The organism is Empedobacter sp. GD03739 (assembly GCF_029843245.1).
Classification (GTDB): Bacteria; Bacteroidota; Bacteroidia; order Flavobacteriales; family Weeksellaceae; genus Empedobacter; species Empedobacter falsenii_B.
The window spans coordinates 16,243-40,128 of sequence record NZ_JAOCHX010000017.1; the positions used below are offsets into that span (position 1 = coordinate 16,243).

Annotated in this window: 19 protein-coding genes, 3 tRNA genes and 1 riboswitch; of the genes, 8 read left to right on the top strand and 14 right to left on the bottom strand. The window is 31.3% G+C overall.

Annotation, left to right across the window (positions count from 1 at the left end):
• Positions 1–71: 71 nt before the first annotated feature.
• From N5E64_RS07195 to N5E64_RS07220, 6 genes are all read right to left on the bottom strand, one after another.
• Positions 72–2,984, bottom strand: a complete 2,913-nt coding sequence (locus tag N5E64_RS07195) for a pitrilysin family protein (RefSeq protein WP_115001672.1) — start codon at positions 2,982–2,984, stop codon at positions 72–74.
• A gap of 71 nt (positions 2,985–3,055) precedes the next feature.
• The gene (gene crcB, locus N5E64_RS07200) at positions 3,056–3,433 is read right to left on the bottom strand and encodes a fluoride efflux transporter CrcB (protein ID WP_125349605.1); all 378 of its coding nucleotides are present in this window, start codon (positions 3,431–3,433) and stop codon (positions 3,056–3,058) included.
• Positions 3,433–3,639, bottom strand: coding sequence for a hypothetical protein (locus N5E64_RS07205; RefSeq protein ID WP_125349604.1), 207 nt, complete (start codon positions 3,637–3,639; stop codon positions 3,433–3,435). The genes crcB and N5E64_RS07205 overlap by 1 nt, the downstream gene beginning before the upstream one ends.
• A 70-nt stretch (positions 3,640–3,709) precedes the next feature.
• Entirely contained in the window at positions 3,710–5,278 is a 1,569-nt protein-coding gene (locus tag N5E64_RS07210) for an NAD(P)/FAD-dependent oxidoreductase (protein WP_219033725.1), read from the bottom strand.
• A gap of 112 nt (positions 5,279–5,390) precedes the next feature.
• Complete coding sequence (locus N5E64_RS07215) at positions 5,391–6,584, bottom strand: aminopeptidase C (protein WP_280036695.1); 1,194 nt, start codon at positions 6,582–6,584, stop codon at positions 5,391–5,393.
• Positions 6,585–6,818: 234 nt separating this feature from the next.
• Positions 6,819–8,447 (bottom strand): hypothetical protein, encoded by a 1,629-nt coding sequence (locus tag N5E64_RS07220; RefSeq protein WP_280036696.1) that lies wholly within the window; start codon positions 8,445–8,447, stop codon positions 6,819–6,821.
• Between the two features lie 108 nt (positions 8,448–8,555).
• Between N5E64_RS07220 and N5E64_RS07225 the strand changes: the two genes are divergently transcribed.
• Positions 8,556–8,867 (top strand): DUF3817 domain-containing protein, encoded by a 312-nt coding sequence (locus N5E64_RS07225; RefSeq protein WP_125350851.1) that lies wholly within the window; start codon positions 8,556–8,558, stop codon positions 8,865–8,867.
• 118 nt (positions 8,868–8,985) lie between these two features.
• On the opposite strand, the gene N5E64_RS07230 is transcribed toward N5E64_RS07225, so the two are convergent.
• From N5E64_RS07230 to N5E64_RS07240, 3 genes are all read right to left on the bottom strand, one after another.
• Positions 8,986–9,058, bottom strand: a tRNA-Gly gene (locus N5E64_RS07230).
• Between the two features lie 26 nt (positions 9,059–9,084).
• Positions 9,085–9,168, bottom strand: a tRNA-Leu gene (locus tag N5E64_RS07235).
• 32 nt (positions 9,169–9,200) lie between these two features.
• A tRNA-Gly gene (locus N5E64_RS07240) sits at positions 9,201–9,273 on the bottom strand.
• 142 nt (positions 9,274–9,415) lie between these two features.
• Between N5E64_RS07240 and N5E64_RS07245 the strand changes: the two genes are divergently transcribed.
• Together N5E64_RS07245 and N5E64_RS07250 are read left to right on the top strand one after the other, a co-directional pair.
• Positions 9,416–9,790 carry a hypothetical protein gene (locus tag N5E64_RS07245; RefSeq protein WP_125350484.1) on the top strand — a complete coding sequence of 125 codons (375 nt, stop codon included), beginning with the start codon at positions 9,416–9,418 and terminating at the stop codon, positions 9,788–9,790.
• 3 nt (positions 9,791–9,793) lie between these two features.
• Positions 9,794–10,510: a DUF2071 domain-containing protein gene (locus tag N5E64_RS07250; RefSeq protein WP_280036699.1), complete on the top strand. Its 717-nt coding sequence runs from the start codon at positions 9,794–9,796 to the stop codon at positions 10,508–10,510.
• 1 nt (position 10,511) lies between these two features.
• Here the strand turns inward: N5E64_RS07250 and cobC are convergent, their stop codons facing one another.
• From cobC to N5E64_RS07270, 4 genes are all read right to left on the bottom strand, one after another.
• Positions 10,512–11,072, bottom strand: a complete 561-nt coding sequence (cobC, locus tag N5E64_RS07255) for an alpha-ribazole phosphatase (protein ID WP_280036700.1) — start codon at positions 11,070–11,072, stop codon at positions 10,512–10,514.
• Positions 11,057–11,833: an adenosylcobinamide-GDP ribazoletransferase gene (locus tag N5E64_RS07260; RefSeq protein ID WP_280036701.1), complete on the bottom strand. Its 777-nt coding sequence runs from the start codon at positions 11,831–11,833 to the stop codon at positions 11,057–11,059. The genes cobC and N5E64_RS07260 overlap by 16 nt, the downstream gene beginning before the upstream one ends.
• On the bottom strand, positions 11,827–12,846 hold the full coding sequence (cobT, locus tag N5E64_RS07265) for a nicotinate-nucleotide--dimethylbenzimidazole phosphoribosyltransferase (RefSeq protein WP_280036702.1): 1,020 nt from the start codon (positions 12,844–12,846) through the stop codon (positions 11,827–11,829). Before cobT ends, N5E64_RS07260 begins: the two co-directional genes overlap by 7 nt.
• Positions 12,847–12,947: 101 nt before the next feature.
• Positions 12,948–13,080: riboswitch (cobalamin riboswitch) on the bottom strand.
• Entirely contained in the window at positions 13,058–13,681 is a 624-nt protein-coding gene (locus N5E64_RS07270) for a hypothetical protein (RefSeq protein ID WP_038333041.1), read from the bottom strand. (Overlaps the previous riboswitch by 23 nt.)
• 146 nt (positions 13,682–13,827) lie before the next feature.
• Here N5E64_RS07270 and N5E64_RS07275 point away from each other — a divergent pair, with 146 nt between their 5' ends.
• Genes N5E64_RS07275 through N5E64_RS07295 form a run of 5 tightly spaced genes read left to right on the top strand, consistent with a single transcriptional unit; the run spans position 13,828 to position 22,620 of the window.
• Positions 13,828–15,351, top strand: a complete 1,524-nt coding sequence (locus tag N5E64_RS07275; RefSeq protein ID WP_280036704.1) for a PAS domain S-box protein — start codon at positions 13,828–13,830, stop codon at positions 15,349–15,351.
• Positions 15,311–17,752 (top strand): response regulator, encoded by a 2,442-nt coding sequence (locus N5E64_RS07280; protein WP_280036706.1) that lies wholly within the window; start codon positions 15,311–15,313, stop codon positions 17,750–17,752. Before N5E64_RS07275 ends, N5E64_RS07280 begins: the two co-directional genes overlap by 41 nt.
• A gap of 11 nt (positions 17,753–17,763) precedes the next feature.
• Positions 17,764–18,120 carry a response regulator transcription factor gene (locus N5E64_RS07285; RefSeq protein ID WP_221854151.1) on the top strand — a complete coding sequence of 119 codons (357 nt, stop codon included), beginning with the start codon at positions 17,764–17,766 and terminating at the stop codon, positions 18,118–18,120.
• Positions 18,121–18,124: 4 nt separating this feature from the next.
• Positions 18,125–19,189 (top strand): HEAT repeat domain-containing protein, encoded by a 1,065-nt coding sequence (locus tag N5E64_RS07290; RefSeq protein WP_280036709.1) that lies wholly within the window; start codon positions 18,125–18,127, stop codon positions 19,187–19,189.
• Positions 19,190–19,191: 2 nt separating this feature from the next.
• Positions 19,192–22,620 (top strand): sulfatase-like hydrolase/transferase, encoded by a 3,429-nt coding sequence (locus N5E64_RS07295; RefSeq protein WP_280036710.1) that lies wholly within the window; start codon positions 19,192–19,194, stop codon positions 22,618–22,620.
• Here N5E64_RS07295 and N5E64_RS07300 read toward each other — a convergent pair.
• Positions 22,617–23,864 carry a YaiO family outer membrane beta-barrel protein gene (locus N5E64_RS07300; protein WP_280036711.1) on the bottom strand — a complete coding sequence of 416 codons (1,248 nt, stop codon included), beginning with the start codon at positions 23,862–23,864 and terminating at the stop codon, positions 22,617–22,619. The two genes, N5E64_RS07295 and N5E64_RS07300, sit on opposite strands and share 4 nt — an antisense overlap.
• Positions 23,865–23,886: the final 22 nt, after the last annotated feature.

Here is a 23,886-nt window from a genome sequence, read left to right on the forward strand (position 1 = left end):
TGGTTAGTTTTTAAAATAAACGCGTTGTAGGATTTCCTAAACGCGTTTATTTGTTTTTATGTGTTTGATTATTAGTAGTTAAACAACTCTTCTAACGTTAATTCTTTTACTTGTCCAAGTTTTTCAACAGATGGCCAATCTAAGTTTTCTTTCTTACCAATTAAACCAACATTGAAGTTTTGACCTTTGATATGTTTTTGGAAAAATTGATCCAATTGATCTAATGTTAATTTAGATGTTTGATCGTAAATATCTTTATTGATATCATAATTTAGACCTTTATCTTGTAATGATAACCAATAAAAGAACACATTTGCTTTTGTATAACGACTTGTAGCGATTTGCTTAAGTGCTGCTTGCTTAGAATTATTGAATTGATTTTCTGCTTTTGGCATATTATTCATTAATTCTTTCATTGCGTCAACAGCTTGTGGCAATTTGTTTGCTTGTGTTCCAATTACAGCTCTTACATAATTGTAATTATCTTTTTTATTTGCATTAATGTAATAAGAACCAGCAGAATAAGCCAATGATTTAGACTCGCGAATTTCTTGGAAAACGATAGATGACAAACCTCCACCAAAATACTCATTGAAAATTCCTGTAGATGTCAACAAAGTTGGATCATATTTAGTATCACGAGCAAAGAAATTAATTTCCGCTTGTACCATATCGTAAGGAGCAAAATATACTTTGCCATCTGTAGCTGGTTGTGGATATTCTTTTTTCTTAGGATAATCTAAATTTTTCCCGAAATTATGATTTTGTTCAATTGCTTTTTTCGTTTCCGCTTCATTATTTCCGTAATAGAAAATCTGGTGCTTGTAATTAAAGAAATCTTTGATGATTTGCGTTAATTCTTTTGGATCAATAGCTTTCAAATCAGCTTCAGAAATAATATCTCTCGAGCGATTATTTGGTCCATATTGCGCATAAGTGTTCAACAAAGAAGAAATCACGTTTTTGTTCTTTTTTGAATTTTCTCTTGATTTCAAGATTGTTTTCACATATTCTTGGTAAGATTCATTATTTGCAACGGCATCACTTAAAAGATGTTCAAATAATTTGATTCCGCTTGTTAAGTTCTTTTGTAAACCTGTGATATAAACAGAAGTTCTTTCTGTACCAGGATTAACTCCATAATCAACACCAATTTTATAAAACTCTTTTTTCAAGTTTTCTGGCGAATATTTGGACGTTCCTAAATAATTTAAGTAATTAATCGCTAAACCAAGCTTTTTGTTATTGTCTGATCCCATATCCGCGATATAGTAAACAGAGCTAATATCGTTTGTCTTGTTCTGAATCGAAGTGAATTTTGCATTCTTGATTTTACTTTCGTTCAATTCTTTTTTGAAGTCAACAAAAACTGGTTTAATCTCACTTGATTTAATCTTCATGAAATCTTTGTACCAAGTAGATTCAGCATCACGATTCAATTGAATTGGCGTAATTCCAGGATTCGAAACACGTACCAAATCCTTGTTTTCACCTTGACGTTTGTAAACAATTACATAATTATTCGTATAATTATTCTTTGCAAAGTCCATTAGTTCTTGCTTTGTTACACGACCCATATCATCGTATTGATCGACAACTTCTGCCCAAGGAACATCATTGATATATGATTTGTACAAACTTGCTGCTAAAGAACGAGTATTTTCCCAGCTTTTCATACGAGATTTTCTTAAATCATTTACAACTGCTTCTATCATCCAATCATCAAATTCCCCTTTTTTGATTTTTTCAATCTGAGCAATTAATAAATCACGTACTTCTTCTAAACTTTGTCCCTGTTTTGGAGATCCAGAAAAAGAATGCATACCATAATCTCTAAAGAAAGAAGAAGAGCTTCCTGCTCCTAATGTTTTTTGCTGTTGATTGATATTTAAGTCGATTAATCCAGCTGTAGAATTACTTAAAATATAATCAATTAATGTTACATATTTTGCATCAGAACTTTTTGCTCCGTTAAAACGGTAAGCAAACTGAACACGTTCCGAAGATGGACTAAAAACTTCGCTTGTTACAATTGTTTTAATCGGCTCTTCTTTTGCAACATATTGTGCAGGAGCTGCTTTTGTAGCATAATTTCCAAAATATTTGTCAATCATTGGAACAGCCGTATCAAAATCGAAATCACCAATCAACATCACAGCCATATTGCTCGCTACATAATATTTATCGAAATAATTATGAATTGCAACCATTGATGGATTTTTTAAATGTTCTGAAGTTCCAATAGTTGTTTGTGTTCCGTAATGCGATTTTGGAAACAATGTTTCCATCATTTTATAAAAAACTAAACGTCCATCATTGTCTTGTGAACGATTAAATTCTTCGTAAACGGCTTCTAATTCAGTATGAAAAAGACGTAAAGTTAATTCACTAAAGCGCTCAGATTCTACTGTTAACCATTTCTCTAATTCATTATTCGGAATATTATTATGATAAATTGTTTCTTCTAAAGATGTATGTGCATTAGTTCCTGATGCTCCCAAAGATGAAATTAATTTATCGTATTCGTTTGCCACAGCATATTTGGATGCTTCTTGCGAAACTTGATCAATTTTTTTATAGATTTCTACTTTTTTTGCAGGATCTTTTTCTGCTTTGTGCTGTTCGTATAAATCTGAAATTTGTTGGATCAAAGGTTTTTCAACAGCCCAATTTTGTGTTCCAATTTTAGAAGTTCCTTTAAAAACCATATGCTCTAAGTAGTGAGCCAAACCAGTATTGTCTTCTGGATCGTTGTTAGAACCTGTTTTTACAGCTATATGAGTTTGGATTCTTGGTTCGTCTTTTATTTGAGCCAAATAGATTTTCAAACCATTTTTTAGCGTATAAATTCTTGTATTCGAAGGATCATTTTCTACCATTTCGTAGGTATATCCTTTATTGTCAGTTTTTTTCACTGTTTTTAATTGTGCGTGAGTAAATACAGAACCAAAAATGATTCCGCAGATCAAAATAGATTTCCTCATGTATTAATTTTTTAAGTTGCTTAAAAGTAATACATTAAAACGAATAAGAGAAAACTATTTTCGATATAGAGTTATTTTGTTAATCTAAAACCAATCATTGTAAAGAGTAAACCAATGAGTACACTCAAAAAAATATAAATAATTGGTGTGATGTAATTTTGTTGTTGAATTAAGTTGAAATTTTCATACGAAAAACTTGAAAATGTCGTGAAACCTCCACAAAATCCAGTTATCAGTAAAAAATTGAAATAGGTATTTCCTAAACCATTTTTGATTGAATATCCATATAAAGTGCCAATCAAAAAACAACCGATAATATTTGTCAAAAACGTAGCAAATGGAAAAGGTTGTGAATAATATTTTCCGATTCCGTACGAAATTAAAAATCTTGCAACACTACCAAAAGCGCCACCTAAACCGACAAATAGTATAGATTTTAAGAGATTCATTAAATTCTATTAACAATTTTAATTAAAGCTAAAAATAGTAAAATGATGAATGAAATAATTCCTAAAAAGAATAAACCTAATCCAAAATAAGCAATTGTAATTGTTCCAATATTCCAACCGATTAAGTTGATTGAATAACCTATCAAAATCAGTACTACTGAAATCAATAAAAATTTGAAATTATTTACTTTTTCTAAATTCATCATTCCTAAAGATGTGAAGCTAAAACAAGTTCAGCTTGACATCTGTATTTTATTTTGAGTATTAAATATAAAACTATTTTCCGATAAAATTCTTCACAGCAATTGCAACTTTTGCTCCGTCCATTGCGGCAGAAATAATTCCACCAGCGTAACCAGCTCCTTCAGCGCAAGGAAATAAACCAGCAACTTGCGTATGTTCTAAGGTTTCTTCATTTCTCGGAATACGAACAGGCGAAGAAGTTCTTGATTCTGTTGCCACAATATTTGCATTTTCGGTATAGTAACCATTCATTTTTTTACCAAATGTTTGGAAACCTAATTTCAAAGATTGATGAACTTCTTTTGGTAAAACTTCGCTCAATAAACCTGATGTTAAACCTGGTAAATAAGAACAATCGTTTAATGAATTGGATAATTTCCCTGAAACAAAATCAGTCATTCGTTGTGCGGGAGCTTTTAATTTACCTTCACCAACTTGCCACGCTTTTTGCTCGACCATTTGTTGAAACTTCATTCCACCCAAAGGTCCAGTAAAACCATATTTAGCAAAATCTTTTTCATCAACTGTTACAACCATTCCCGAGTTTGCAAAGAATCCGTCACGTTTAGAAGGTGACCAACCATTTACTACCAATTCTCCTTCGTCTGTAGATGCGGGCGCGATAATTCCACCGGGACACATACAAAAAGAGAAAACGCCGCGACCTGCTTCTTGAGAAACTAATGAATACGAGGCTGGCGGAAGAAATTCGTTGCGTTCTGTTCCGATTGGACAATGATATTGAGCAGAATCAATCAAACTTTGGTGATGTTCTACACGAACGCCTAATGCAAAAGGTTTTGCTTCGATTAAAACTTTCTTTTCATCTAGCATTCTGAAAATATCACGAGCCGAATGTCCCGTTGCTAAGATCAAAGAAGAAGTTTTAATTTTTTTATCATGATTAATTTCAATTCCTTTGATTTGATTATTCTCGATGATAATATCCGTTAGTTTTGTATCAAACCAAACTTCACCACCACATTCGATAATTGCTTCGCGCATGTTGGCGATAATCCCAGGTAACTTATTTGTTCCGATATGTGGATGCGCTTCTTGTAAAATACGCTCTGTTGCACCGAAATGGACAAACCATTGCAATGATTTCAGAATGTTTCCACGTTTTGTAGAACGCGTATATAATTTTCCGTCCGAATAAGTTCCAGCGCCACCTTCGCCATAACAATAGTTAGATTCAGGATTTACTTTTCCTTCTTTATTCATCGCAGCTAAATCACGACGACGATCACGAACATTTTTACCACGCTCGATAATAATTGGTTTCAGACCTTGTTCTATTAATTCTAACGCAGCAAATAATCCAGCAGGACCAGCACCAGCAATATAAACTTCGTGTTTATTTTCTACATTTTGAAGATTTGGATGAAACTCGAAAGCATCAGAGAATTCTTCATTTACAAAAACATTGACTTGTAATTGGGAAATAATATTTCGGCTTCGTGCATCTAAAGAGCGACGAATAATTTGGTAAGCATTGATATTCTCTGGTTTTGTTTTAACAGCAGATGCTAAACGTTGTTTCAGAAGTTTCTCGTTTGCAGCTTCTGTAGGAGATATGCGTATCGTTACATTTTGAGGCATATTTATTGACTAAAAATTAGACTGCAAAAGTACATCAAACCATTTGAAATATTCGTTTTTAAACAAAAAAAGCATTTCCGAAGAAATGCTTTTATTATGATTGTATCAGAAATTAAATTCCTAATTTTTTCAACGTTTGTTTTTGAACACCGTTTTTATGAACTAAAATATTTGTTGTTTTGTACTGAACAAAAGCTTTTGTTACATAAAGATATCCTTCGTAATCGTTAGTTAAACCCCAAGAGTTTTTCACAATGTAGTAATCTTTTCCGTTTTGATCTTTTGCAATACCAACAATGTGCATTCCGTGGTCATCAGTCGTTTGGTAATCATCAAAAGCAGCCTGACGCATATCTTCTGTAATTACTTTTTCTGGTTTTGGACCTTTGAACATATCTGCTTTTTGTTGCGCATTCATATCTGCAAAATCAACTTCTGGTACATACGCTACACCATTTTTCCAGCTAAATCCTTTTTCAGAAACGTCTGTTGCCCAAGCAACTGTAAATCCGTTTTTCAAAGCATAATCAATGTTATCAGTCATCTCTGTCATCGGAACATTGTAGAAAGATTCGTACGCCCAGTTATCAGGAATCGCTAATACAAACGGTTTGTAATAGTCGTGATCTTTAAAAGATGTAATCGCAACATAATCGTTTGGATTAATTCCTACCACTTGATCAGCAAATGTACGTGGTGTGTATTTTTTTCCGTTATACGTGAATTCCTTTGGATATTCTCCTAAATAGCTATCCAAAACAGCTGTATAGGCTTTCTCCCAGTTTGGTGTTAATTTACCATTTGGATTTGCAACAACCGCTTTCAAAACTCCTTCTTGAATTGCAGCCATTTCACCAAATTGATTTGTTTTTGTTCCGTAATTCAAACCTGTGTAAGTTTCAGTTGGAACAGCTCCGTATTTTTTGATTGTATTCAAAACATCATAGAAAGAACCTCCGTCACCTAAAGTTGTTGCACCGTGCATACGTACATATTGTTTTCCTTTCTCAACATATGTATTTCTCGCATTGAAAATTGGAGACAATTGAATAGGTTGTTTTCCCATTCTTAACATTTCAGATTCGAAGAAAGAATTTCCTGAATATGACCAACAAGTTCCTGATGAACCTTGGTTTTCTACTGGAGTTTTAGCTAAATTGATAACATCAGTAAATTTGAAAGCTTCTTTACTATTTTCACTAACATTTTTGTTCAAAGAATTAACTAAATTGTCTTGTGCAGACACCAATTGAGCTGAAGCTAAAAATAAAGCTGAAGCTAAAACTGGATAAAAAATTTTACGCATTTTTAAATTTATTTTGTGTGAGTATTTTATAAGTAGCTAATTTCACGAAAATGTTAACAATAAACCTATAAAAATTTAAAGTTTTTTTAATAAAAATTCTTAGTATTCATTCACACAGTACGTTTGGTAAATTAAAACAGACTTGTTTGTGATAAAAGTTTTTTTACGGACATTACAAACAGATATGATTTAAATAAATGTAGGTTACAGATAAATAAACTTTGTAATGTTTTTTTAAAACTGGCTTAATATCCCAAAGTGGATTTTAGATTCTTTAAAATCGAATGAAGTTTCGTCTGTTTTACCAACTGCATAACTCAAATTGAAAATTCCCATTTTCGTTAAAAAAGAAATTCCAGTTCCTAAACTTAACAAAGACGTATTCAGATTTGCGCGTTTGTTATCTATAAAACCATAATCGGCGAAAAGTCCAATATAGAATGCTTCGCTTGGAACAAAACGATAATCTGCACTCAAAAATCCGTACATATTTGTTGTAATACTTTCTTCGTTAAAACCTCTAAAACTACCAAAACCACCAATTCTGTACAATTCGTTTTCGGAGAAATCATCGTCTTTCGTGAGCAAACCTCTAAATTCTGCACCAGCTTTTAAGAAATGTTTTTTGGACAATTCGAATAAACGAAATGTTTTTAGACCAACTTCAATTTGATTGACGGTTTTATTTTCCAAATCTTCTGTCCACGAAAAATTCTTTTCCTTTTTACGAATCGAATTTACCACAACATTCAACATAGATTTTCCTTCCATCAAACGAAAAGGATGTTTCAGGAAATAGTGATAACTCAAACCAAAACCAATTTTCGAATAATCGTCGTAGCTCGATTTTAGATAGGAATCATCTTCCAACAAAAAGTTAGACGATTGTATAATTCCGCTTACACCAATATTCGAGTTGAGGTTGAGTTGATAAAATAATCGCTCCGAAAAATCTAAATTCACAAAAACAGAATCTTGTTTGAAAAGCTTGAAATTCGTTTCCGAACCAATCGCAGATTTGAACAAATAAGGTACTTTAACACCAATATTCAACGACGTATTTTTATTTGCTGTTCCAATCCAATTTAACCTGATTTCTTCCAAACTATTGAACACGTTGTTCAACGAAAGTTGTACATTTCCGTTCAATCTAAAATCGCCGTTATCATCTGTTCCAAAACCTAAAACACCATCAAAATAATTTGAATTTACTTTGCGAGGATACAAATATAAAATCGTAGAATCAGGCTTAAATAAAGTTTGTGGTAATTGCGCTTCTGCAATATAATTGGTTTGTTGCATTAATGTCGAAATTGTTGCCAACTTCTGTTCATTGTATACTTCGCCAGTTTTTATATTGAGTCCATGACGCAAATAACCTTTGGATAATTTTTCGTAACCAACCAATTTTACACCATCTATTGTTCGCAGATTTCCTTTGTCTAAAACCAATTCAATTTTCTGTTCATTTTGTTCAAAACCATTTGGAACAAGTTTTATTTGCGCAAACGGATAACCTTGATTAGTGTTGGTTGTTGCTATTTTATTTAGAATAGAATCTAAATTATTTGTTGGGAAATAATTATTTTTATTTTCGAACAATTCATTGTTTTTCACCCAAATTGTTTGGTACAATTTTCCTTTATTTAGATAAACTTTTTCATTTTTTATCGAATCAATCGTCAAAGTATAATAACCTGTTTTTTGAAGCGAATCTAAAGATGAATCAAGATTTTTGCTTTCGAAATCTTTTGTATACGATTTTGTATCATCATTATACCGTAAAAAATGATATGTTTTTTCTTGTCCAAAAAGAAAAATAGTTTGGATAAAAAAGAAGAATATGTAGCCTAAAAATCGCATTGTTGCTTATAATAACGTGTAAAATAGATGTTAAGTATTTGTTTTACTGATATCTATTAGTGTTCATGTGGAAATTAAAAATTATTTTTGACTTCAAATTTAAGATGAATGTTGAAATTATTTAAAATTACTGGATATTTAGAAGCTATTTCTGCGATAGTTTTGTTTTTTATCGCAATGCCAATGAAATATATTTGGGAAGATCCTACATGGGTAACACACGCAGGACGCGTACACGGAGGATTGTTTATAGCTTATATTATATTGGTTTATTTATTGAAAGAAAAATACAATTGGTCTTGGAAAATTTTTATGATCTTTTTTATCGCAGCAGTTATTCCTGGAGGAACAATTTGGGCGGAAAAAAGATTAATCGAAGGCAAAAAATATAAACAAATGTTGGCTGAAGAAGCGAAATAAGACAACGATTAGATAAAAAAGTAAAACCTTAAACGTGATTGTTTGAGGTTTTTTTATGTTTTAGGAATCAAATTTTTCTAAATAAAAAAAGCCGAAGATTAATCTTCGGCTTTTACAGAGCGGGAAACGAGACTCGAACTCGCAACATTCAGCTTGGAAGGCTGACGCTCTACCAATTGAGCTATTCCCGCGTAAATTTTCAAATCAAATTAAAAAGTACCTCAGGCGGGACTTGAACCCGCACGTCCTAATGGACACAGGATTTTAAGTCCTGCGTGTCTACCAATTCCACCACCAAGGCAAAATTTGATTTTTGAATTTAATATTTCAAAGAGCGGGAAACGAGACTCGAACTCGCAACATTCAGCTTGGAAGGCTGACGCTCTACCAATTGAGCTATTCCCGCGTTGTGAGTGCAAATATAAGGTCATTAATATTACTTTTGCAAGTGTTTTTCGAATAAATTTTACAACTTTTTTCTAATAAATTAATTTTGAAATATTTGACTTGTTGATTTTTTTTGAGAAATTAGGGAATTGAATTATTTTATGGAGAAATTATTTATTTTTTGTGGTGTTTTTCTTCTTGTGATGAGTTGTAATTCTAAGAAAAAGTTTGAATCAGATAAATGGATTCCTTTTGAGGAAGGAGTTTACGGACAAAATTATCGTTATAAGATGTTGGATGATTTGGTTAATAATGTTTTAAAATTTGATTCATATAATTCAAATGGAACTTCAAAAAATGAGGTTTATAAATTGATTGGTAAGCCTGATGAAATTTTAGATAAAATGGAGGTTTATTTAATTCAAGAAAAAATTGGTAAAATTGATCAAAATGGAGAAATTAAACTTTATTTAAAATATAGTGATAATTTGACGTTGAATTATTGGAAAATACAAGAAACAACTTACAAAGAATAAATTATGAAAATCCCTACAATTTATGGTATTATAGAACGTAGAATGTTAATCAATTTTTGTGTAGAATCACACTATATTGAGACGATTTTACCTCAACCTTTTCGTCCAAAATTGTACAAAGGAAAAGCAATTGCTGGAATCTGTTTGATTCGATTAAAAGATATAAAACCAAAAGGTTTACCTGATTTTGTAGGAGTGAATTCTGAAAATGCAGCGCATCGAATCGCGGTTGAATGGGAAGAAAATGGTGTGACAAAAGAAGGTGTATATATCCCGATGAGAGATACTTCTCTAAAATTGAATACGCTTGTTGGTGGTCGAGTTTTTCCTGGGAAACATTATTTTGCGAAGTTTAATGTTATAGAAGAAAACGATAATTATCATTTAGATTTCACGAGTTCTGACGATACACGAATTGAAATTGATGCAAAAAAATCTGTTGAATTTAATTCGAATTCGATTTTCGAAACGTTGAATGAAGTTTCAAAATTCTTCGAGAATGGTTCTGTCGGTTATTCTCCAAATGGAAATAATTTTGAAGGTCTAAAACTCGAAACCTATAATTGGGGAGTAGAACCTTTGGAAGTTTTACATGTGAAATCAAGTTTTTTTGAAAATGAAACAATCTTTCTAAAAGGTTCTGTTCAGTTTGATAACGCAATTCTGATGACCAATATCGAACATGAATGGAAGTCGTTAGAAAAGATAAAATGTTTGTAGTTTATTCTTTCCTTAAAATAAAATCTTCCTCATTTGTTTTTCCTAAATTAAACTGAAACATTTCACCATAATTTATAGGTATTTTGAATGCATTTTTGATTGGTATTTGCAACAAATAACACCACATCAAACGGATGATTCCACCATGTGCAACAATCAGCACTTTTTCGTGTTGAGTATTTCGTAACTCGTCCATAAAATCAAAAAGTCGCGTAGACATATCTTGCATTGATTCGCCGTTTGGTGTTTTAGTTTCGACAAAATCGGCGTACCAAGGTTCTATTTCTTCCGAAGGAATTTCGTTCCACGATTTCATTTCCCAATCTCCAAAATTGAATTCTTTTAATCGTTCATCAAAAATAATTTCATTCGAGAAAGTTTCTGCTAATCGTTGACAGCGACTCAGTGGACTTGAAAAAATTATCTCAAAGTCGTTTTCGATCTTAGTATGAATTTGTACCACTTCTTGATGAAAAGTGTCAGCTAATTCCACATCAGTTTGCCCGTAACAAACCGATGAATGAACATTAACTTTTGTATGTCGAATTACAGAAACTTGCATAGAATTAAAACGCCAAGATAAAACAAAACTTCGGTAACTTGTTGCACTGTTCCCAAGCAATCGCCCGTATATCCACCAATATATTTCTTGAAATACCAGCCCAAATAAACTTTTCCTAGGTAACAAAGTGGTAAAATCAACAAGAATTTCCATTCGCCAAAAACAATAAAAGGCACAAGACAGAAAAGAAAACTTATGACAAGATTTTTTATCGGAAGTGCTTTGTTTGCCATAGGTTTCGATTTACTTTTGTCGATATCTGTCACATATTTGTGTGTATAAATCATCATTCCAGAAAAAAAGCGACTAACCGAATGTGCCGCAATCAAGCTGAAAATCATCAACCAAAAATTATTTTCGGCAATGTGTTGAAGAGATGAGAATTTCAATAACAACAATAAGATAACGCCAATGACACCATAAGCTCCAATTCGGCTATCTTTCATAATTGTCAAGATTTTTTCTTTGCCATAACCACCACCAAAACTATCGCAAACATCGGTGAAACCATCTTCGTGAAAGGCGCCAGTCAACAAAACACTTGTAATCATTGTGATAATAATGGCGATATCAATTGGTAAAATAAATTGACAAATTGTATAAATCAATGCATTAAAAGCGCCAACCAATAAACCAATCGCTGCATAGTATTTTTGTGATTGATTCATGATTTCGTTGCTATATGGAATTTTGAACGGAATCGGAATTCGCGTAAAAAACATCAATGCGGTTAAAAAATAAGCGATTTCTTTTTTTAGCATTTCACTTCAGTTTCTTTGTTACTCACGCCTGCAGATTCGAAACTCGCCATATCATTGTAGAAATTTACCGCACTTTTGATAATTGGATAAGCTAATGCACAACCCGTTCCTTCGCCAACGCGTAAATTGATGTTCAGAATTGGTTCTTCGTTGAAATAATTCAATAAATATTGATGCCCAGATTCATCACTTTGATGACAGAAAATAGCGTTGTTTAGAATTTCTGGTTTCAATTTAGAAGCAACCAAAATCGCAGCCGAAGCAATATACCCATCAATCATCAACAGCATATTGTGTTCGTAAGCAGATAACATTGCAGCTGTCATTTGAGCAACTTCAAAACCGCCAAAAGTGGCTAAAATTTGTTTTGGATTATTAATTTTCCCATGTGTATTCTTCGCTTCATTTAGAATATTGATTTTATTCTGTAATTGCTCATCATTCAATCCTGTTCCGCGTCCCACACACTGCTCCAAAGGCAAATCGGTCAAATAATGTACAAGCATCGACGCAGAAGAAGTGTTCCCAATTCCCATTTCTCCAAAACCAATAACATTAGTCCCGTTTTGAGCGATTTCGTTCACAATTGTCTTCGAATAATCAAAACATTGTTCCAATTGATCTAAGGTCATTGCAGGTTCGTGCAAGAAATTTTTGGTTGATTTGGCTACTTTACAATTTTTCAAAACCGAATAATCCTCGAAATCATAATTTACACCAGCGTCAACAATCGTTAAATTAATCTCATTTTGATTACAAAAAACATTAATAGCTGCTCCATTATTTAGGAAATTTAAAACCATTTGAGGCGTAACTTCTGCTGGATACGCACTAACACCAGATTGTGCAATTCCGTGATCGCTTGCGAAAACGATTAGATGAGGTTTTATTAATTCTAAATGATTTTTTTGCTGAACCAAACCAATTTTAAGTGCGATTTTTTCTAATAAACCTAAAGCTCCAAGCGGTTTTGTTTTAAGATCAATAATGTGTTGAATTTCTTCTTTTTGCATTTTATACTAAACTAAATTTTAATAAAAAAATGCTTTCGAAATCAAGTGCAATCAATTCAACAAATAATAAAAATATATGTAGTTTTGATTGAGCTTCAATCGCGAAAGCATCATCTAAAAAGTGGTCTGGCTTATAGTTTTTCTCTACTTACAGTTGCGCGACAGCTCGAGATTTGCACTCGATTCCCTTTTGTGCAAGCAAGGTAATAAATTATTTTTCTGGGACAAAATTTTCATCAATCACTATATCTCCCATCAAAACGACTTGCTCTTCAAAATCAGAAGTGTTTAAATTAACTTTATTCGGAAAATTTTTAAATGAATAAGATTTATAAACTTCTGAATTTATTTCATTTGAAGCTAATCTTAGGTTAAGTTCAGTATTTTTTAAAGTCTCAAATTGTATTGTATATTCCTCGCCAACGTTTAATTTACTTTCTACTAATTCATCATTAATTAACAAACGATATGTTTTGATTTCTAAGTTAGAATTTCCAAAATTAACTTTTATTTTGAATTTTATTTTTTCTTTGTGAATCGAATCATTTTTTGCAACTAAAGGTTCTGTACAATTTGGTTTATCCTGTCCATTTGTACATGAATTTAATAACCCAAAAGCAGAAAAAATCATGACATTAGAAATCGTTTTCTTAAAAAGATTTTGACCTAATTGACTTGGATGAAAAATACCACAATGAACGTTGCTTTTCTGAAATTCATTCGAAATTTCGTCATTTGTCAAATTAGAAAAGTCAGTGATTTTATGTTGACATTTTGCACAGAAATTTTCGTTTGTTAATTTCTCTTTGCAAGGAATTGGAATTGTGATTTTCATATTTTTTAAAGTTTAGATTTATAATAGAGATGATTTTATGAATAAAAAGGTTGGTTTTATTTTTAGAAATAATTGATTTAGAATATTTGGATTTATGTAATATCTTTAACCACCTCTACTTTCCTATTAAATAAGATCAATTTTTAATGAAAAATTTTCCCATCCCAACGAACGAAAAGCAAAGATTGCAAGCGGTTTACGATTATAATTTACAAGAACATGATAAAGACGAAGAATTAGAGGTTTTTGCAAATGCTGCGAGTTTGATTTGTAATGCGCCAATTGCGTTAGTTTCTATTTTTGATGAAAACTATCAAGTGATTAAAGCCAATTGCGGAATCGAGGTAGATATTGTTCCACGTCAACAAACTATTTGTCAATTTTCTTTAATGGAAGAAGAAATTTTGGTGATTGATGATGTGACGAAATTTGAACCTGCAAAAAATATTGCTGGAGTAAAAGCTGCAAATATTCAGTTTTATGCTGGTGTTCCGTTGATTGATGACAATGGAAATGTGTTGGGGACATTATGTGTAAACGATCATTATCCAAGAACGTTGGACGAAAAACAACGCAATTTATTGATTCAACTTGGGAAAAATATTACCAAATTATTGGTGAGTAAAAAGCGCAAAAAAGATGCGGCTTACTTTCAAAATATCTATAAAATATCTAATAACCTGATTGGAGTTGCCGATATTAATGGTGTTCTAAAATCTATAAATCCTGCTTTTAAAGAGGTTTTAGGAATAAAAGATAAAAAGACAATTATTACAGAAAATTTTTTAGATTTTGTTTCGGAAAAAGATAAAAAGAAAGTTAATACGTATTTATCAAATCTTAAAAATAATACAGATTCAATCAATTTCAAATGTTTGATGTATTCTCCCGAATCTCAAGAAGAGAAGTTAGTGGAATGGTATACAAGATCAAACTTAAAAATTGACAACGAAATCTTCTTCTTTGGTCGAGATATTACGCTTGAAAATTCGAAAAAAGTAGAATTAGAAAACAGTGAACGTAAGTTTAGAAACTTCTTCAATTCTTCGCTTGGTTTAATGACAATTCATGATTTAGATGGAAATATTTTGTCGATAAATAAGAAAGGATTAGAATCTATGGGCTATTCAGAAAATGAGGCAAAAGATTTGAATCTGAAAAAAATAATTCCAAAATCTAATCAAAAAGAATATCAAACCTATATAGAAACGATTTTGAGTAAAAAGCAAGATTCTGGTTTGATGAGCTTGATTAAGAAAGATGGTTCGCTAACATATTGGTTATACAGTAATATTTTGGACAAAGATAACGAAGGAAATCCTGTTGTAATGAGTACTGCTGTGGATATGACACAAAGGACGTTGTTGGAAAGAGATCTTAATCGTGTTCGTCAGTTACTAGATCATACGTACGAAGTTGCGAATGTTGGAGGTTGGAAATATGATTTAGTTAAGCAAAAATTAATTTGGGCTGATATAACGAAAAAGATCCATGAAGTTGAACCAGATTATGAACCAAATGTAGAAACTGCACTCAATTTTTATGAAGCAAAAAGTAGTTATCCAAAAATAAAGAAAGCTTTTAAAGATGCGGTAGAAAAAGGAATCGGATATGATATGGAGTTGCAGATTGTTACCCAAAAAGGAAAAAACAATTTGGGTAAGATGTAAAGGAATTCCAGAATTTGTAAATGGAGAATGTGTTAGCGTTTTTGGAATTTTTCAGGATATTAATGAGAGAAAACGTTATACGTTAGAGTTGGCTCGACAAAAAGCTATTTTCGAAACATTTATTAATCACGTACCTGCTTCTGTTGCTATGTTTGATAATGAAATGAATTATCTGACTTTGAGTAATCAATGGTGTGATGAATTTGTGATAAAAAAGAAAAATGTGATCGGAAAATCTCATTACGAAATGTACAATGTTCCAGCAGAAAGAAAAGCGATTTATGAAGCTTGTTTGCAAGGCGAAAATTATTCGAATGAAGATATGATTTATCGTACACCAAAATATGATACAGATCAACACTATTCGTGGGCGATTCATCCGTGGTATATCAACAAAAAACAGATTGGTGGTCTGATTATGTTTTCGCAAAATATAACAGAATCTGTCAAGAAAAATAAAGAACTTAAAAAAGCCAAAAAGAATGCGGATATCGCTAGTAAGGCAAAGTCTGAGTTTTTAGCAAATATGAGTCACGAGATTCGAACACCTTTAAATGGTGTGATTGGTTTCTCTGATTTATTGTTGAAAACGCCACTTAATCCGACTCAAAAACAATATTTGAATTTTATTAATGATTCTGCAAATTCATTGTTGTCAATAATAAATGATATTTTAGATTTTTCTAAAATTGAATCGGGTCGAATGGATGTTTCGATAGAAAAAAATAATTTGTTCGAGTTAGGAAATCAAGTAATCAATGTGATTCTTTATCAAGCCGAAAACAAAAAAATAGAATTATTGTTGAATATAGATAATAATTTACCTCAATTTATTTGGATTGATGAAGCTCGATTGAAACAAGTGCTAATTAATCTACTTGGAAACGCTGTGAAATTTACGGATAGTGGAGAAATAGAACTAAAAATTAGTCAAGTTGAACCAATTGTGAAAGGAGAAAAAGCAAAATTGAGATTCTCTGTTCGTGATACAGGAATTGGTATAAAACCAGAAAAACAAGTCAAGATTTTTGATGCATTTACTCAAGAGGATAGTACTGTTAGTAAACGTTTCGGAGGAACTGGTTTAGGTTTAACAATTTCGAATAAGTTGCTAAATTATTTCGGAAGCCATCTAGAATTGCAAAGCGAAATAGATAAAGGTTCTACATTTTTCTTTGATTTAGAAGTTGATTACGAATATAATATTGAGCAACAATTTGATCATTTGGAAGAAATAAATCATGTGTTGATTGTAGATGATAATCAAAGTAATCAAATGATTTTGCAACATATGTTACAGTTCAAAAATATAACATCTGATATTGCAAATAATGGAATGGAAGCGCTACAGAAAGTTTTGAATGGCGATGTTTACGATGTTATTTTGATGGATTATCATATGCCGGTTTTGAATGGTTTGGAAACAATTCAGAAAATAAAAGAGTATTTCGTAACAAAGGATACAAAAACTCCTTTAGTGTTATTGCATAGTTCTTCTGAGGATGAATATCTAATTCAGAAAGCAAAAGAATTAGGAATTACTTCGCGTTTATTGAAACCAATTAAGTCGGAAGAATTGTTTGATACGTTGCGTAAAACAATTATTGATTCGAAAGAAATTCAAACCATAGAAATTGAAAATCAAGAAGAAATTTCGCAAGATTTTTCGAAACAATTTCACATTTTAATTGCAGATGATAATTTAGTAAATATGGCTCTGAATCAGCAAATTATCAAAAATATTGCACCAAATTCTATTTTGTATACAGCTGCGAATGGAGCGGAAGCCGTATCAATTTGTCAAGAAAATAAGATCGATTTAATCTTGATGGATATTCAAATGCCAGAAATGAATGGGATTGAAGCAACTAGGGTTATTCGTTTGTTAAATAATTTTCAAGAAACTCCGATTATAGCAGTGACAGCGGGAAATGTAAAAGGCGAAAAGGAAAAATGTCTTGATGCTGGATTGAATGATTTCTTAGCAAAACCAATTCGAGAAAAAGATATTTTTGATGTCCTAGAAAAATGGTTAGATTTTTCTAAAAAAGAAAAGAATGAAACCAACGATTTTGGAAATCACCTTGATCTTTCTATGATAAATAATTATACGAAAGACGACGAATCGTTTAGAAAAATGTTTATAGAAATAATTATTAATGAGTTAGAAAAATCTGTACAAGAATTTGAAACTTATTTCAACAAACAAAATTTAGAAGGATTAAATCAATTAGGTCATAAAGTAAAAGGAACAGCAAAAACTGCAGGACTTACAATTTTGGCTGATTTAACCGAACAAATAGAAAAATCAACTTCGATCAATTACCTACAAGAAAACCAGCTGATTATTAAAGTAAAAACCGAAATAGAATTAGTTATTAACTATTTAAAAAATATTTAAAAACCAATATTATGCAGATTTTAATTGCCGAAGACGATGAATTGATTTTAAAAACAATTGAACACAAACTGAAAAAAGAAGGTTACAAAGTTGTTTTAACACGAAATGGAAAAGAAGCAATCAGTAAGATTGAGAATGAAGATATTGATTTGATTATTACAGATATTATGATGCCTTTTGCGTCTGGTTTGGAGATTATTAGTGCTGTTAGAAAAAGTAAAAATTCCGAAACACCAATGATTATTTTGTCTTCTTTAGGGCAAGAAGATGTAGTGGTGGAAGCATTTAATTTGGGTGCAAATGATTTTATGGTGAAACCATTTAGCCCTATTGAATTGTCTGTTCGCGTGAAGAAATTATTAAAATAAAAGCATGATTATCCTACAAATTATAACCTATACCGAGTTAATCGTAGGAATTTATATTCTACTTATTTTACTTTTTTTGACAATTATTTATACGTTATTGACAAGTATAATTGAATATAAAATCATTACAAAGAAAAATAAGTGGAATGCGATTATTGATCAAGAAATTTATGAAACAATTTTGGATGATCAATCCAATTCGAATACTGACTTTAATGATTATTTGAAATCAAGTTCATTCAAACATTATTTTATCAAAAAATTACTAAAAGCGGAACAAAATTTTTCTGGACATTCAAAAGAAAGTATTCAAAATTTATTTGACCATTATGAATTAAAAAAAATATCCTTACAGAAATTAAATAGTCAAAAAAATCATGAAATAGCCGAGGCAATACAAGAAGTTACGACGATGAATCATGTTGAAACTTTACCAAAAATCAAAAGTATGTTACAACATAAAAATGATTTAGTACGATCTGAAGCGCAATATGGTTTAACGAAATTTGCTGGTTTCGAAGGTTTATATTTTTTGGATAATTTACAAGAGCAATTGACGGATTGGCAACAGTTGAAATTGTTGGATGCAATTACAATTTTACCAAATATTGATGAGGTTGATAAGATAATTTCGAATTGGTTAAAATCACCTAATCAAAGTGTGAAAATTCTAACAATGAAATTAATTCGCAAGTTTCAATTGTTGCAAATGCACGATTTGGTTGCAGATAATTTGCACGATTCTGATGAAAAAGTTGTTAAAGAAACGATTAAAACATTAGTCAGAATCGAAGATGATTCAACATCAAAATTATTGATTGAGCAATATGAAACGTGTAACGAAAAGTTTCAAATTCAAATTTTAAAAGCTTTAGAAAAAATCTCAAATCCAGAAAATAACACATTTTTAGAAACTCAAGCAAAGGAAAATCCATCATTTTCTGTCAAAAAAGCAAGTGTAAGAGCGTTAAATAATTGTTGTTCAAAAACCAATTTACAAAAACTTGCACATCAATCAAACTCTCCTGAATTAAAACAAATTATTAATCAAATTATCCAAGAAAACTAATCATGAATTGGCTAGAAACGGCTTTCGATTTTTTTATTTACGGCTTCCTTTTTTATTCAATCCTATTAATTTTAGTCTATGGATGGATAGGTTTTTATGCAAAAGGAGCGATAAAATCTTATATACGAAAAAACAGTTTTACAGATTATTCGCTTATTGCAACATCGCCCAATGCGCCAACTTTTAGTCTTATTGCGCCCGCTTATAACGAAGGTGCAACGATTGTGGAGAACGTGCGTTCTTTGTTGTCGTTGTATTACAATCAACTCGAAATTATTATTGTAAATGATGGTTCCAAAGATGATTCGTTGCAACGATTAATTGAAGCGTATGATTTGATTAAAATTGATTATTTCGTTGAAGGAAATATAGAAACGAAACCAATTAATGCAATTTATAAAAGTACAAATCCTGTTTTCAAGAAATTAATTATTGTTGACAAAGTAAATGGAGGAAAATCGGATGCGCTAAATGTCGGAATTAATATTGCAGCAAACGATTATATTGTTTGTATTGATGTCGATTGTATTTTAGAACAAGATGCGATTCTGAAGCTTGCGAAACCTTTTATGGATGAAGCAAAAGCAAAAGTAATTGCATGTGGAGGCGTAATTCGTTTGGCGAATAATTGTACAATTGTAGATGGTAAAATTGTCGATGTTAATTTGCCAAAAACTCGTTTAGGAAGAGCGCAAGCGTTAGAATATATTCGAGCATTTCTTTTGGGAAGAATGGCGTGGTCGCGCGCCAATGGTTTGATGCTGATTTCGGGTGCTTTTGGTGCTTTTGATCGTGAAATTGTACTCCAGTGTGGCGGTTACGATCACGATACAGTTGGTGAAGATATGGAGCTTGTTGTGCGAATGCGACGTTATATGCACGAACAAAAATTGGCCTATAAAGTGGTGAATATTCCCGATCCGCTTTGTTGGACAGAAGTGCCAGAAAGTAAAGAAATTTTAACAAAACAACGCAATCGTTGGATGCGTGGAACGATAGAAACATTGTGGAAGCATCGTATTTTATTTTTCAATCCGAAATATGGAAAACTTGGAATGATGAGTTATCCGTATTGGTTTTTCTTCGAATTTTTAGGACCGATTATCGAATATATTGGTTGGATCATTTTCGTTGTTTTATTCTTTTTAGGGTTAATTAATTGGCATATTTTCTTTCCTTTAATGGCTTTTGTATTGCTTTATGGAATTTTATATTCGATTTATGCTATTCTGATTGATTTGATGACGTATAACGTTTATTACAAGAAAGGTGATATTCCGAAGTTATTTTTTACGGCGTTTATAGAGCCTTTTACATTTCATCCGTTGGTTGTGTTGTCAGGAGTGAAAGGCGTGAAGGATTTCTTTCTGAAAAATAATTCGTGGGGAGAAATGACGCGACAAGGTTTTGGAGGAAATCAAGCGAAAGAATTATCTATTTGGCAAAAACTGAAACTTGGATTTATTAATTTAGTTCAGCAAACTACGTTTATTTCACTGATATATTTTTTAATTTTTGGATTGTCATCAATTCTTGAATTTTATCTTTATCAAGAAAATCTTACAACAACTTCTAATCAAACTTTATTTTTTGATTTATTCGTACATAATATCGATTTTGCTTTAGATAGTATTTTTGTGGTAAGTTTTATATATTTTTTACTACAATTTTATTCGATAAGTTGGACAAAAAAATGGATCATTTTTGCGTATTCTTTTTTAATAATTTTGAATATTTTATTGATTAAATATTTTCAAACAACACTCAATTTATTAGGTTCAGATTTGTTTTCTTATACGTTCGAAGAATTGAAATTAATTATTGGAGCATCAGGTGTTGTCAATACAATAAGTATCCTTTTATCAATTGCTGTAATTGCTATTTTAACAACGATATTTATTTACAGTTATAGATTAAAAATTAACCAAAAAATTCTTCAATTACCATTAATAATTTTGAGTTTTTTATCGCTTATTGTTCCAATTAATTTGGATTTAAAAAGTTCTCAAAATGATGAGTTTTCATCTAATCTAATTTTGAGTAAATCGTCTTATTTTTTCTCAAACTCGATTGAACAATATGCAGAAGATAAACTTTCGGAAATTGATTTTTTAAATTCAAATTCGAGTTCAAATAATGAAGATAATCGACATTATTTCGATAAAACTAATTATCCATTTTTGTATCAAGATGAGAACAAAAATTTCTTCGCGGATCAATTTAATTTAACAACAGAAAAACCGAATGTTGTTTTTATTGTGATTGAAGGTTTGGGACGAGCTTTTAGTAACGAAAGTGCATATTTAGGTTCTTTTACACCATATATTGATAAGCTTTCGAAAAAGAGTTTGTATTGGGAAAATGGATTAAGTACGACGGGAAGAACATATGGAGTTTTACCTGGATTGACGGGTTCTTTGCCATTTGCTGAAAATGGTTTTATGGAACAAAAGAGTTTACCTCAACATTACAATTTGTATAATTTGTTGAAAAGTAATGGTTATAAAACGGGGTACTTTTACGGTGGCGATGCTGATTTCGATTTTATGTCGAAATACTTGAATTATTCGGGTGTTGAAACAATTATTGATGAAAATGATTACGAAAATAATTATGCAAAAATTCCGTCGAATAATGGATTTTCTTGGGGATTTGACGATCATTCAGTGTTTAAAAAATATTTAGCAACGCAAAAAGAAAATAATCAACCATATTTTAATGTTTTGATGACGTTAGCGACGCATAGTCCTTTCTTAATAAACAATGTTGAGAAATATAATAAACAGTTTGAAACGTTGATTAAATCTCGAAATTATGATGCGACAACTTTGACGACAGTAAAAAAATATAAACAACAATTGGTGACTTTTTTGAGTGTTGATGAAGCTGTAAAAAACTTTTTCGAAGCTTATCAAAAACGTTCAGATTTTAATCAAACTATTTTTGTGATTACTGGAGATCATCGAATGCCAGAAGTACCGATGGAAACAAAGATTGATCGTTTTCATGTTCCGATTATTGTTTATTCTCCTTTGTTAAAGTCACCGAAAAAGATGTCAAATATTGTGACGCATTTTGATGTTGCACCAACTTTTGTGACATATTTTAGAGATTCATATAAACTGAAATTACCGAATTATGTGACTTGGATGGGACAGAATTTAGAAAACGGTAAAGCGAATTTCAGAAAACAAGGCGTTCCGTTAATGCAGAATAAAAATATTTTAGATGATTATGTTTTTCAAAATTATCATTTGTCAGGAGGGAAGTTATATCGAATTGAAAAGAATTTAACAGAAGATGTTGAACAAAATTCGAAAATGGAAGCAGAGTTGAAAAATCGATTGAAAAGCTTTAAAACAAAAAACCATTCTTTGAAAAATACTCAAAAAATGGTTCCTGATTCTATTTTTAACCGTTATATCAATTAGAATTTTCGGCTGTACGAAACGCTTACATCAAATTGATTTCCTTTTTGATTTGGTCGATATTCTTGATTGTAATAATTCGCACCAATTGAAATTAAGTTTAAATCATTGATCGAAAAATTATAATCTGCTCCAATTTTGAAGGATTTCAGTTTGTAAGTTGTATCTTCTAAAAGATTGTTGTTAAAATCTTCAGGCGAAATACCTGTACCAATAGCTAAGCTTAAATAATTGCTTGCATCGCCCGTATAATAACGCGTTGTAAATGTATACGAATGCGAAATATTGTTGTTACTTGGTGTTACAAATGCACGTAAATTGAACCAATAATTTTTATAATATTTCCCAATTGATCCTGTAAACATCCAAACATCATCCGAAAAATGAAGTTGACGATAACCTAACTCGGCTTCAAAACTTTTAGGTAAATTAGCGTAAAGAGATGCTCCTGTGCGATATTTAGGGAAAATTCCATCACTATCCGAATATCCACCGCCAACGTACATGTAAAATGTATTAGAAAGTCTTGGATAAGCTTCTACTTCGTATTGAACACCGTTATCTTTAAACTTGTTTGCGTAATTTACTTTAAAGATCAATGAACCAATCGAAGTTTGTCTTTTATAACTAACCGAAACTTGATGCCAATCATCTGTAAATTGCTTGTCAAAATGTGAGTAATTATAATTTACACTAATTGCATTTTTAGTATTATTGATTTCGATTCGATTTGCTAATTCGCGTGCTTCCGTATTTTTAGGATTAATTGCTAATAATTCTTTGATTGTTTTTGAAGCTTCTTCATAAGCGTTATTCGAATTAAGAACTTTAGCTTTCAATAACAATAATTCTTCATTTTTAGGATATTTAATTAATCCACGATCAATGATAGAAACGGCTTCTGTATAATTATCATTCCAATATTCAAGTGATGTGTAGGCTAAATAGAAATCGGTAGAGGGATCCATGTTTTTTTCAACATTCTGAAAAACTTTTCTCGCTTCTTCGGTTTCATCATTCCATGTACATATTCGTCCCAAAAAAACAGCGATATCTGTATATTCTGGCGATTGATCCAAAGCTTGTAATGCAAGTTTCTTGGCAGTTGCATAATCTTTTTCTTCGAAAGCTTTGTGACGTGCTTCTTGAAATAAATCATCCGAACTTTTCGATTCTTGACTATACGAAAATAAAGGTAAAAAGGTAAGAGTAAAGAGTGTCTTTCTTAGAAATGATTTTTGAATCATGTGATAAAAACGTACTTTATTA

Coding starts and splice junctions, on each gene's coding strand:
- N5E64_RS07195 (WP_115001672.1), bottom strand. CDS start 2,984: ATGAGGAAATCTATTTTGATCTGCGGAATCATTTTTGGTTCTGTATTT.
- crcB (WP_125349605.1), bottom strand. CDS start 3,433: ATGAATCTCTTAAAATCTATACTATTTGTCGGTTTAGGTGGCGCTTTT.
- N5E64_RS07205 (WP_125349604.1), bottom strand. CDS start 3,639: ATGATGAATTTAGAAAAAGTAAATAATTTCAAATTTTTATTGATTTCA.
- N5E64_RS07210 (WP_219033725.1), bottom strand. CDS start 5,278: ATGCCTCAAAATGTAACGATACGCATATCTCCTACAGAAGCTGCAAAC.
- N5E64_RS07215 (WP_280036695.1), bottom strand. CDS start 6,584: ATGCGTAAAATTTTTTATCCAGTTTTAGCTTCAGCTTTATTTTTAGCT.
- N5E64_RS07220 (WP_280036696.1), bottom strand. CDS start 8,447: ATGCGATTTTTAGGCTACATATTCTTCTTTTTTATCCAAACTATTTTT.
- N5E64_RS07225 (WP_125350851.1), top strand. CDS start 8,556: ATGTTGAAATTATTTAAAATTACTGGATATTTAGAAGCTATTTCTGCG.
- N5E64_RS07245 (WP_125350484.1), top strand. CDS start 9,416: ATGGAGAAATTATTTATTTTTTGTGGTGTTTTTCTTCTTGTGATGAGT.
- N5E64_RS07250 (WP_280036699.1), top strand. CDS start 9,794: ATGAAAATCCCTACAATTTATGGTATTATAGAACGTAGAATGTTAATC.
- cobC (WP_280036700.1), bottom strand. CDS start 11,072: ATGCAAGTTTCTGTAATTCGACATACAAAAGTTAATGTTCATTCATCG.
- N5E64_RS07260 (WP_280036701.1), bottom strand. CDS start 11,833: ATGCTAAAAAAAGAAATCGCTTATTTTTTAACCGCATTGATGTTTTTT.
- cobT (WP_280036702.1), bottom strand. CDS start 12,846: ATGCAAAAAGAAGAAATTCAACACATTATTGATCTTAAAACAAAACCG.
- N5E64_RS07270 (WP_038333041.1), bottom strand. CDS start 13,681: ATGAAAATCACAATTCCAATTCCTTGCAAAGAGAAATTAACAAACGAA.
- N5E64_RS07275 (WP_280036704.1), top strand. CDS start 13,828: ATGAAAAATTTTCCCATCCCAACGAACGAAAAGCAAAGATTGCAAGCG.
- N5E64_RS07285 (WP_221854151.1), top strand. CDS start 17,764: ATGCAGATTTTAATTGCCGAAGACGATGAATTGATTTTAAAAACAATT.
- N5E64_RS07290 (WP_280036709.1), top strand. CDS start 18,125: ATGATTATCCTACAAATTATAACCTATACCGAGTTAATCGTAGGAATT.
- N5E64_RS07295 (WP_280036710.1), top strand. CDS start 19,192: ATGAATTGGCTAGAAACGGCTTTCGATTTTTTTATTTACGGCTTCCTT.
- N5E64_RS07300 (WP_280036711.1), bottom strand. CDS start 23,864: ATGATTCAAAAATCATTTCTAAGAAAGACACTCTTTACTCTTACCTTT.